Source organism: Nocardia sp. NPDC047648 (genome assembly GCF_040642815.1).
Classification (GTDB): Bacteria; Actinomycetota; Actinomycetes; order Mycobacteriales; family Mycobacteriaceae; genus Nocardia; species Nocardia gamkensis.
Genome location: NZ_JBEYSX010000017.1, coordinates 123,895 through 133,231 on the forward strand (window position 1 = coordinate 123,895; position 9,337 = coordinate 133,231).

General features: G+C 67.9%; 9 protein-coding genes. 1 reads left to right on the plus strand and 8 read right to left on the minus strand.

Annotation, left to right across the window (positions count from 1 at the left end; translation table 11 throughout):
* Positions 1-54: 54 nt before the first annotated feature.
* The 6 genes from ABZ803_RS29595 to gmd are packed head-to-tail and all read right to left on the minus strand — an operon-like array spanning position 55 to position 7,272.
* Complete coding sequence (locus ABZ803_RS29595) at positions 55-1,623, minus strand: glycosyltransferase family 87 protein (protein WP_357044311.1); 1,569 nt, start codon at positions 1,621-1,623, stop codon at positions 55-57.
* Between the two features lie 55 nt (positions 1,624-1,678).
* Positions 1,679-2,857 carry a nucleotide disphospho-sugar-binding domain-containing protein gene (locus tag ABZ803_RS29600; RefSeq protein ID WP_357044313.1) on the minus strand — a complete coding sequence of 393 codons (1,179 nt, stop codon included), beginning with the start codon at positions 2,855-2,857 and terminating at the stop codon, positions 1,679-1,681.
* 4 nt (positions 2,858-2,861) lie between these two features.
* A complete protein-coding gene (locus ABZ803_RS29605) occupies positions 2,862-4,046 on the minus strand; it encodes a class I SAM-dependent methyltransferase (protein WP_357044315.1) in 1,185 nt (394 codons plus the stop codon).
* 1 nt (position 4,047) lies between these two features.
* Positions 4,048-4,995: a GDP-mannose 4,6-dehydratase gene (locus ABZ803_RS29610; RefSeq protein WP_357044317.1), complete on the minus strand. Its 948-nt coding sequence runs from the start codon at positions 4,993-4,995 to the stop codon at positions 4,048-4,050.
* Position 4,996: 1 nt separating this feature from the next.
* Positions 4,997-6,250: a class I SAM-dependent methyltransferase gene (locus ABZ803_RS29615; RefSeq protein WP_357044319.1), complete on the minus strand. Its 1,254-nt coding sequence runs from the start codon at positions 6,248-6,250 to the stop codon at positions 4,997-4,999.
* Positions 6,247-7,272 carry a GDP-mannose 4,6-dehydratase gene (gene gmd / locus ABZ803_RS29620; RefSeq protein WP_357044321.1) on the minus strand — a complete coding sequence of 342 codons (1,026 nt, stop codon included), beginning with the start codon at positions 7,270-7,272 and terminating at the stop codon, positions 6,247-6,249. Before gmd ends, ABZ803_RS29615 begins: the two co-directional genes overlap by 4 nt.
* A gap of 113 nt (positions 7,273-7,385) precedes the next feature.
* Between gmd and ABZ803_RS29625 the strand changes: the two genes are divergently transcribed.
* Positions 7,386-8,114: a polyprenol monophosphomannose synthase gene (locus ABZ803_RS29625; RefSeq protein ID WP_357044323.1), complete on the plus strand. Its 729-nt coding sequence runs from the start codon at positions 7,386-7,388 to the stop codon at positions 8,112-8,114.
* Here ABZ803_RS29625 and ABZ803_RS29630 read toward each other — a convergent pair.
* The gene (locus ABZ803_RS29630) at positions 8,092-8,817 is read right to left on the minus strand and encodes an NAD-dependent epimerase/dehydratase family protein (protein WP_357044325.1); all 726 of its coding nucleotides are present in this window, start codon (positions 8,815-8,817) and stop codon (positions 8,092-8,094) included. The two genes, ABZ803_RS29625 and ABZ803_RS29630, sit on opposite strands and share 23 nt — an antisense overlap.
* A gap of 88 nt (positions 8,818-8,905) precedes the next feature.
* Positions 8,906-9,322 carry a hypothetical protein gene (locus ABZ803_RS29635; RefSeq protein WP_040867020.1) on the minus strand — a complete coding sequence of 139 codons (417 nt, stop codon included), beginning with the start codon at positions 9,320-9,322 and terminating at the stop codon, positions 8,906-8,908.
* Positions 9,323-9,337: the final 15 nt, after the last annotated feature.

The following is a 9,337-nucleotide window of genomic DNA, read 5'->3' on the forward strand; positions in this document are numbered from 1 at the left end:
CATGAGCGGGGCCCTGCGTGGTCACGCTGCGCTGCCGCCTCCGGGCCTGACCGCTCATGCCGCGCCGACCCGTTCGGTTTGTGGAGTGTCTTCCTGCGGCGGCGTGGGTTCCGGATCGGTGCCCGCGCTCGCCCGCCAGGCCACCACGAAGCAGGCGACGTAGATGACCGTCTGCGCCACCAGCGTGAAGTAGACGTTCTCGTTGTAGACCGCGACGATCAGCCAGGCCACGGTGAGCAGGGCGACGGTGCGTTTGCCACCGCGCATCAGCCCGGCGTACACCGCCAGCATCCATATCGCGCCCACCGCGATGTACACCCACGGCCCGAACGGAGCGCGGAACGACGCCAGCGTCAGCACCGCCAGCCAGATGGCCAGCTGCTCGGCGCGCACCCGCGGCCCTTCGGCCCCGGCCGACAGCCGCCGGTGGATACGGACCGCGGTAGCCGCCACCAGGATCAGCAGCAACAACGTGTAGATGTTGGTGATCACGCGAGCGGGCCCGACGGGATCGCCGATGTCCCAGCCCATGATGTTCGCCTTGTACGGCAGCCCGAACGGCGAATAGTTGACCAGCTGATTGGCTCGCTCCACCAGCACGAACTGGTGGAATTCGCCGCTGGCCAGCCGCTGCCAGGTGCCGTCGGACAGGAATTGCCGCCACGGTTCCCAGCCGAAGATCGCCAGCGTGGCCAGTGAATACAGCACGCCGAACACCGCCGTCCACACCGCCGGCCGCCAGCGCCGCTGGACCAGCAGATAGACCAGCAGGATCGCCGGGGACACCTTGGCGATGATCGCGAACGCCAGCGCCGCGCCGCCGAAGATATTGCGCCGCAGATGGAACAGCACCATGGCGCCGGCCCCACCGACATACAGCACCAGCACGTGGATGTTGCCGATCTGCAAAGTCGCCAGGGTCGGCAGGCTCAGCCACACCACCGGGGTCAGCGCCGCCAGCACCCCGCCCTGCCTGCCGCCGACCCAGCGGGCGATGGCCAGCATCGCCACCAGCACGATCGCCACGTACAGCGAGTAATACAGCGCGCGCAGCGTGGCGAAGTCGTGGCTGAACAGCAGCAGCAACCGGGGCAGCAGCAGGAACGGCGGCGGGTAGAGGTAGGCGTCGCGATCCTGCGGCGTCACCGCGGGCAGGATCGAATCCGCCCGAGGTGATTCGTAGCGGTGGCGGTCGTAGAGGCTCGCCGGGTCGTGCTCGGCCATGAGCGCACCGCTGATGTAGCCGGACAGGTGGGTCTTCTTCACCAGGAAGTCGTCGTCGGCCGACAGCGAGGCGTCGGCGTTGTCGGCGTCGAGGATGAACTGCGTCAACCGGGCCAGCACCGCGACCACGAGCAGGATGGCCACGCTCCACAGCACCCGCACCACGATCGGTTTGGCACGCACCACCTCCCGCCACTCGGCGGGCACCGTCGGCACGAACAGCACGAACAGCGCCACCGCGCACACGACGCCGAGCACGGCGGTCACCGGTCCGGGGAGGCCGGTGAGTGAGAGCACGATCATCACGACGGGGACGAGAATGCCGACGACGAACACCGCGTACATCGCGGCGAAGTAGTCGAGCGAACCACGGAACCTGGTCCATGTCCTGGATATCATCTGCAACCTACGGCTTTCGGTTCCCGCGTCGCCCGGTCCGGGCCGCGCGGATGGTCTATCTGGTCGCTGCTGTGGCGTGCCCGGTCAGCAACGGAACCACCTGGGACACCACGTCGCTCGCGGTGGGTGCGGCGCGCAGGTCGGCGCCGATCTGTTCGGCGGCGGCGCGGAATCCGGGTTCGCGCAGCAGTGTGCGGATCGAGGTGGTGAGCGCGTCGATGTCGCCTTGGCCCGCCGGGGTCTGGGCGGCAAGCCCGGCCCCGCTGCGCACCAGGCCGCGGGCGTAGTCGAACTGGTCGAACATCTGCGGCAGCACCAGTTGCGGCAACCCGAACCAGCCCGCGGTCAGGCCGGTGGTCGAGCCGCCGTGGTGCACCAGCAGATCGCAGCTCGGCAGGAACAGGTTCAGCGGAACCTCCTGTACGACGCGGACATGGCCGGGCAGTTCGCCGACGGTGGCCCGGTCGGGTGCCGACAGCGCGACGACGACCTCGGCGTCGTCGATGTCGGCCAGCGCCGCGAGGACCGATTCAAGCGGCCGCGGACCGGTCAGGCCCAGCGTGCTGCCGCCCATGCACACCGCGATCCGCTTGCGGCCGTGCTCGTTGCGGTGCCACGGCGGCAGCGCGCCGGTGCCGTTGAACGGGACGTAGCCCAGTGGGGTGCCCGGCGCGGCGTCGGGGGCTTGCAGCCGCTGCGGGCAGATGTCGAGCACGGCGACCGGGTCGGCCAGCCGGGTGCCCGCTTCGGCGGCGAGGGCGGCGGTGCGTTCGGTGAAGGGGCCGCCGGTGGGGTCGATGCCCCAGCGGTGCACCAGCACCGGCAGATCCAGGTGCGCGCCCAGCGCCCGGCCGATGGTGGCCAGCGGGTCGGTGAGGATCACCTCCGCTTGCCAGTCGGTGGCCACCGCGGCGAACGCCTCGAGGTATCGGCGGGCATGGTTGTGCCAGTTCTGCGCGGCGATCTGCCACAGGCCCTGCCCGCTGGACAGGTCGCGGTCGGCGAACAGCGGAAGCGGGAACATGCCCGGATTCACCTGGGTGCGCAACTGGTCCATGGGCACGTTGAGCGCGGCCAACTCGACGGCGTTGAGCCCCGAGCGCAGCGCGGTGGCCGTCACGTCGTCGCGTGAGGCGACCAGCACCTCATGTCCGGCCAGCCGCAGCGCCCAGCAGAACGGCACCATCGCCAGCAGGTGGCCCGACGAGGGCACCGGCACGACAAGAAACTTCATCCGATCACTCCTTCGGCTTCATCCACTCCATCGGATTGGTGTGCCGAGGCACCCATGATGGAGCCGATTGCTCGGCGTTGCGGCGTTTTTCGACGACCACGATGTTGTGGTAGAAGTGCAGCGCCCCGATCCAGTCGTCGAAAGCGCCGGTCGCGCGGCCGGATTCCTTCTCGAATTCCTGATGGTGCAAGGCGTCCACCAGGGTTTTCAGGTAACCGATGCTGGTGGCCGGGTCGTCGGTGGCGGTGCTGCTGCCGCCCCAGCCCGACCAGTAGGAGGTCTGGGTGTCCTCCACCACGTACAGCCCGCCGGGCCGCAGGTGTGCGAACAGCGCACGGAACGAGGCGATCACGTCACCGCTGATGTGGCTGCCGTCGTCGATGATGATGTCGAACGGGCCCAGTGAGCCGCCGAGCTCGTCGAGGAACGCCGCGTCGCCCTGATCGCCGCGCAGCGGTTGCAGGCGCGGCTCGGCGATGCCGGACTTGTCGAAGTAGTCCAGCCCGAACACCAGCCCGCGCCGGAAGTACTGCTTCCACATCCGCAGCGACGCGCCACCGACATCGGGTGCGGTGTAGCCGCCGATGCCCAGTTCCAGGATGCGCACGCGGCTGTCGCGCAGCGGTGCGAAATGCCGCTCGTAGTGCTGGGTGTACCAGTGCCCGCCCCACTTGTCCGAACCGAAGTGCAGCGACAGGGCGTTGAGGTCGTAGTGCTGGGGGCGGCAGGCGGTGACGATCCGGTCGGCGGCGACCGCGGCGGCGTCGCGGGCCACCCGCCACGGGTCGTCGGGTGCGAAACTGCCCGGCCCCGGCTCGTCCTTGATCGCGATGGCGCGCGTGCCGAGCGCCGCGTCGGGCGGGCCGTAGACCGCGCGCAGCAGCTCCACCAGATCTTGCCGCACCACCAGCCACGGATCCTCCAGGGAGCCGGGAGCTATCGCGGGCTCCTCGGCGCCCAAGGTGAGCAGATAGTCGAGCTGTTTGCCCTCGTGGGTCAGCTCGAACACCGCCGTGACCGGCTGCCCCGGCCGGGATCCGTAGTTCGCGCGCCAGGCGATCTCCTTCAGCACCGCGTCGGCGACCGCCTCGGTGCCGATCTCGCCGATCCGCGCGGCGGTCTCCTCGTAGACGCCGTCGGCGACGGAGATCAAGTGGGCGGCGAGGACATTCTCGTCGTTCAGTGGCACGTTATCCATCCGTTCCGCCGGTGCGTACCGGCCTCGATTGCTCCGCCGGGCGCACACCCTCGGCGACGAGCATGGCGCGCACCATGCCGTGGAAGTCCACCGAAGGGCGCCACCCGGTCCGCTCGCGCAGCCTCGTCGCGTCACCCACCAGCGGTCGCCCGCTGCGGGTGAGCACCGAGGAACGTTCGCGGACATGGTCGTTCCAGTCCAGTCCGGCCATGCCGAACGCCGCCGCGCAGAACTGCGCGACCGTGTGGTGTTCGCCGGTGGCGACGACGAACTCGTCGGGCTCGTCGAGGGCCAGGATGCGCGTCATCGCCTCGACGTAGTCCGGCGCGTACCCCCAGTCGGCGCCGGCGTCCAACCTGCCCACCTCCACCGTGGTGGTCTCACCGCGCTGGATCCGGGCGACGGCGCGCACGATCTTGCGGGTGACGAACTTCTCGGCCCGCAACGGTGATTCGTGGTTGAACATGATGCCCGCGGCCGCGAAGACGCCGCGGGCGCGGTAGGCGCGGCAGGCCAGCAGGCCCGCCGCTTTGGTCACCCCGTAGATCGAGTCCGGTCGCAGCCCGCTGTTCTCGTCGCACACCGCGGCGCCGTCGGAGCCGAAGACATGCGAGGAGGCCGCGTAGAACAGCCGCGTGCCCGTTCGGTGACGATCGATCGCCTCCGCGAAATGCTGCACCGGCAGCGTGTTCACCCGGTGCGAGGCGCGGGCCAGCTCACGCGGGTCGCCGTGGTCGTCCTGCGAGGAGTGCTGCACCGCTGACAGCAGATACACCTGCGCGGGGCGCTCGGCGGCGATCAGCTCCTCGACCGCGGCGGCGTCGGTGATGTCGGCCGGGCCGTCGCGGCCGATCCGCAGCACGCGCTCACCGCGCGCGGTGAGCAGGTCCGACAGCAGGGTGCCGTCCTGCCCGGCCGCGCCCGTGACGACGATGGTCATCTCACACCACGTCCAGCTCCGGCAGCGGGAACACCAGCCGCCCGCCCGCCGCGCGGAAGGCGCTTTCGCGCTCCAGCATCATCGTGCGGAAATGCCAGGGCAGTACGAAGAACTGGTCGGGGGCCAGCTCGCGGGCTCGTGCCTCCGACACGATCGGGATCGCGCTGCCCGGGGTGAACTTGCCGAATTTGTCATCGTTGACCTCCGCGATGCACGTCAGGTCCTCCGGGCCGATCCCGCAGTGCTGAAGCACCACGTTGCCTTTGGTGGAGGCGCCGTAACCGAGCGTGCGCAGGCCCGCCTCGCGGGAGCGGTCGAAGAAGTCGCGGACCCGTTCGCGATGCTGCTCGACTCGTTCGGCGAAGTCCGCGTACGGCTGCGCGGTGTGCAGCCCCAGCGTGGACTCCTCCTGGCGCATGCGATCCAGCGCGGCGGCATCGGCAGGCGAGGGCTCGCCCCGCTTGCCCAGAGTGAGCGCGAAGCTGCCGCCGTTGACGGCATTGCGTTCCACCTCGAGCACCACGAAGCCGCAACGCCGCGCCATCCATTCGATCTGGTCGAGGGTGTAGTACTCCAGGTGCTCGTGACAGATCGTGTCGTAGGAGGTGGTGGCCAGCATCGCGGGCAGGTAACTCTGCTCCAGCACCCAGATGCCGTCGTCGGTGAGGCTGTCGTACACCGCGCGCATGAACTCCAGCGGTGCGGGGACGTCGTAGAACATGGCGATCGAGGTGATCACCTTGGCCCGTCGCCCCGCCAACGCCGATTCGACCAGCTCGCGGGTGAAGTAGCCGGTCACCAGCCGCACGTGCGGCGGATAGAACCGGCGGAACTTCTCCCCCAGCGGGTCGATGCCCACGATCGTCGCCGACCCTTCGGGGTAGGCGCGCAGCAGCGTCGCGTCGTTGCTGCCGATGTCGATCACCACATCCTCCGGCGACAACGGCACCCGCTGCCGGATCCGCGCCACCCGGTGGGCGAGGTGGTCGATCATCGATGTGTTCAGTCCGGAGCGGTATCCGTATCCGGGGGAATACATTTCGTCGAAGTCGGCGGTGTGGCGCAACTGCACCAGCCCGCATTCCTCGCTGCCGGTGGGCGCGCAGCGCACCAACTCCAACGGGTAGCGCGGCACCTCGGTCGGGTCGGCGGCCGGGAACACCCCGGTCAGCGCCATCGTGCCGAGGTCGACCACCGTCTCGAGCCGGGTGTTCCCACATACCCGGCAACCCTGCACCGCCACTGCTTGCCTCACACGTTCTCCATATCGTGGGCGACCATCAACTCGACCAGTTCGGTGAAACTCGTGCGGGGCGCCCACCCGAGCTTCTCGCGCGCCTTGCTCGGATCTCCGGTGAGATGATGCACCTCGGCGGGCCGGAAATAGGTCGGATCCACCTCGACCAGCACCCGCGAGGTGCGCCGGTCGATTCCCTTCTCCGCCAAACCTGTTCCTTCCCAGATCAATTCGACTCCCGTGGCGGAGAAGGCGGTCTCGCACAACTCGCGCACGCTGTGCGTCTCGCCGGTGGCGATCACGTAGTCGTCGGGTTCGGGCTGTTGCAGCATCAGCCACATCGCCTCGACGTACTCCTTGGCGTATCCCCAGTCCCGGCGGGCGTCCAGATTGCCGATGAACAGCTTGTCCTGTTTGCCCTGCGCGATGCGCACCGCGCCGCGGGTCACCTTGCGGGTGACGAAAACCTCGCCACGCCGGGGTGATTCGTGATTGAACAAGGTGCCGTTGACGGTGAACATCCCGTAGGCCTCGCGATGGTTGACCGTGATCCAGTACGCGTACAGCTTCGCCACGGCATACGGCGAACGCGGATGGAACGGGGTGTCCTCGCTGAGAGCCACATCGTGCAGTCCGCCGTACAGCTCCGAGGACGAAGCCTGGTAGAACCGGGTCGCGATGCCGGTCTTGCGGATGGCGTCCAGGATGCGCAGTGTGCCGATCGCGTTGGTCTCGGCGGTGAACTCCGGGATCTGGAACGAGATGTGCACGTGCGACTGCGCGCCCAGGTTGTAGATCTCCGCCGGGCGCACGTCCTCCAGGATCCGGTTGAGGCTGCTGGAATCCATCAGATCCCCGTAGTGCAGGAACAGCCGGCGTTGGGAATGCGTATCGGAATACAGGTGATCTATCCGGTCGGTATTGAAATTCGACGCACGCCGGATAATCCCGTGCACCTCATATCCTTGCTGCAACAGGAATTCCGTCAGATAAGACCCGTCCTGACCGGTGATGCCGGTTATCAGCGCCTTTCTCATCAAACCTCCAACCCCGAGACTAACGGGTAGCCAAAAAGCGGGCAATACCTATCTTTCGGCCGCTGCCGGTATTAGAATTCGATTGCATGAGCGCGGCCTCCGAAAAAACTCTGGTAATGATTCCGACGTACAACGAGCGTCGCAACGTGGGCCCGTTGCTCGCTCAGATCCTGGAACAAGGCACCGATTTCGATGTCCTGTTCGTCGACGACAACTCCCCGGACGGGACCGGAGATCTGCTCGATGAGCTGGCCCGACAGCACGCGCCCCGCATCCACGTGCTGCACAGGGCCGGACGCCAAGGCGTCGGCTCCGCACACCAGGCCGGAATTCGCTGGGCCTATGCGCGAGAATATCGGCACATCATCACGATGGATTCCGATTTCGCGCATCCGCCGTCGTATCTTCCGGCACTGCGCGCCGCTGCGGCCGGTTTCGACGTCGTGGTCGGATCGCGGTATCTGAAAGAGGACAGCCTCGCCGACTGGACTCCCTTCCGCAAGGTCCTCACCCGGGTCGGGCATTTCCTCACCGTGACACTGCTGCGGATGCCCTACGATGCCACCGGTGCGTTCCGATACTACCGGCTGGACTCCGTTCCGGTGGCGGCTTTCGATCGTGTCCGTTCGACCGGATACTCCTTCTTCTTCGAAAGTCTCTACATTCTCGCCGCCAATGGGTTCCGGATCGAGCAGGTGCCGATCCACGTCCTCAACCGCACCGCGGGCGCGTCCAAGATGCGCACCCGCGACGTCGCGACCAGCGTGCGTTTCCTGCTGGTGCTGTGCGCGGAGAAGTATCTGCGCCCCAGCAGGCATCGCCTCAGTTCGCCCGCGCACCGCTGACCCTCCGCCCGGCCAGCCAGTCGATCACCGCCGCCGCCTCCGGCCAGTCCGGGCCGGTGGCGGTGATCGGGAACTGGTCGTCGACATGATCTTTGGCGAACTCCGAGCGTGAGCCCACCGCGTCGCGCACCTCGGCCAGCGTGACGGTGGTGCGTGCGCCGACCTCACGCAGGCCGGTGTCCTCGAGGTGGGCGGCGATCCAGTCGGCGCACCACTCCACCGGGGCGAAGCTCTGGCGCGAGCGGCCGCTGGCGAACACCGGACGGTCGGCGGCCATGTCCGCCAGCACGCCCTTGCGGTAGTCCCCGCCGTACATCGGACCGAGCCGCACGACGAGACTGTCCGGCGTGCCACACATCTGCTCGGCTTCCGCGCGATGGCGGCCGTAGACGGTGTCCAGCTGGGTGCGCGCGGAGATGCTGCTGATCTGCACGAACCGGTCCCAGTCCCAGTGCTCGCGCAGCAGGCGCGTCTTGTCCACCGTCTCCTGGCGATCGGCGTCGGGATGATGCTCGGCCCAGAACCTTTTCGACGGGCAGGCGGTATTGATCAGCACGTCGTAGCGACCGGCCGCGCGGTGACGTTCATGGTCGGCGCGTACCACCGGCACCACCTCCCACCGTCCGCTTCTCGCGAGCGCATCGACCAGCGCGGCGCCCACGTATCCGGTGGCGCCGACCACGGCCACACGTAATCGGCTCACACGCAGTCCTTTCCGGTGTACGCGGCGGTCGCCGCGAGCTCGCGCCACCGCGCCTGTACGCCGCGCCCGCTTCGGCGCTCGGGCCTGCTCACGCGCCGTTGCCTTCCAAGGTGTGCGGCAGCGGCGCCACCTGCACGATCGGCGGATCGCACTCGTCCCACGGCTTGGTGAGCATGGCGATGAACGTCAGCGGGGTGATCGAGTACACGGTGTGCATCACCCCGATCGGTGTGCGCGTGCAGATGCCCTTGGACACGTGGATGAACTCCTCCGGGCAGTCCGGATCCTCGTGGTCGTCCTTGGTCACCAGCACTCCGTTGCCCTCCACGAACAGCAGATACTCCACGAAGTGCGGGTGGTAGTGCAGGCCGCGCACTTTGCCGGGGTGCATGTAGATCAGGTTGAACTCCAGCAGGGGTTCGGGCGGGACCCAGGTGAAAATGCCGCCGCGCCCGTCGCGGACGGTGTCGAGGTTGCACGAGGGGGTGAGGACTTCGACCTTCATTACTGCATCCCTTCA

What these genes read in the sequence shown, in the direction of transcription:
- ABZ803_RS29610 (WP_357044317.1), bottom strand. Translation starts at nt 4,995, where the DNA reads ATGACCATCGTCGTCACGGGCGCGGCCGGGCAGGACGGCACCCTGCTG.
- ABZ803_RS29595 (WP_357044311.1), bottom strand. Translation starts at nt 1,623, where the DNA reads ATGATATCCAGGACATGGACCAGGTTCCGTGGTTCGCTCGACTACTTC.
- ABZ803_RS29635 (WP_040867020.1), bottom strand. Translation starts at nt 9,322, where the DNA reads ATGAAGGTCGAAGTCCTCACCCCCTCGTGCAACCTCGACACCGTCCGC.
- ABZ803_RS29600 (WP_357044313.1), bottom strand. Translation starts at nt 2,857, where the DNA reads ATGAAGTTTCTTGTCGTGCCGGTGCCCTCGTCGGGCCACCTGCTGGCG.
- ABZ803_RS29625 (WP_357044323.1), top strand. Translation starts at nt 7,386, where the DNA reads ATGATTCCGACGTACAACGAGCGTCGCAACGTGGGCCCGTTGCTCGCT.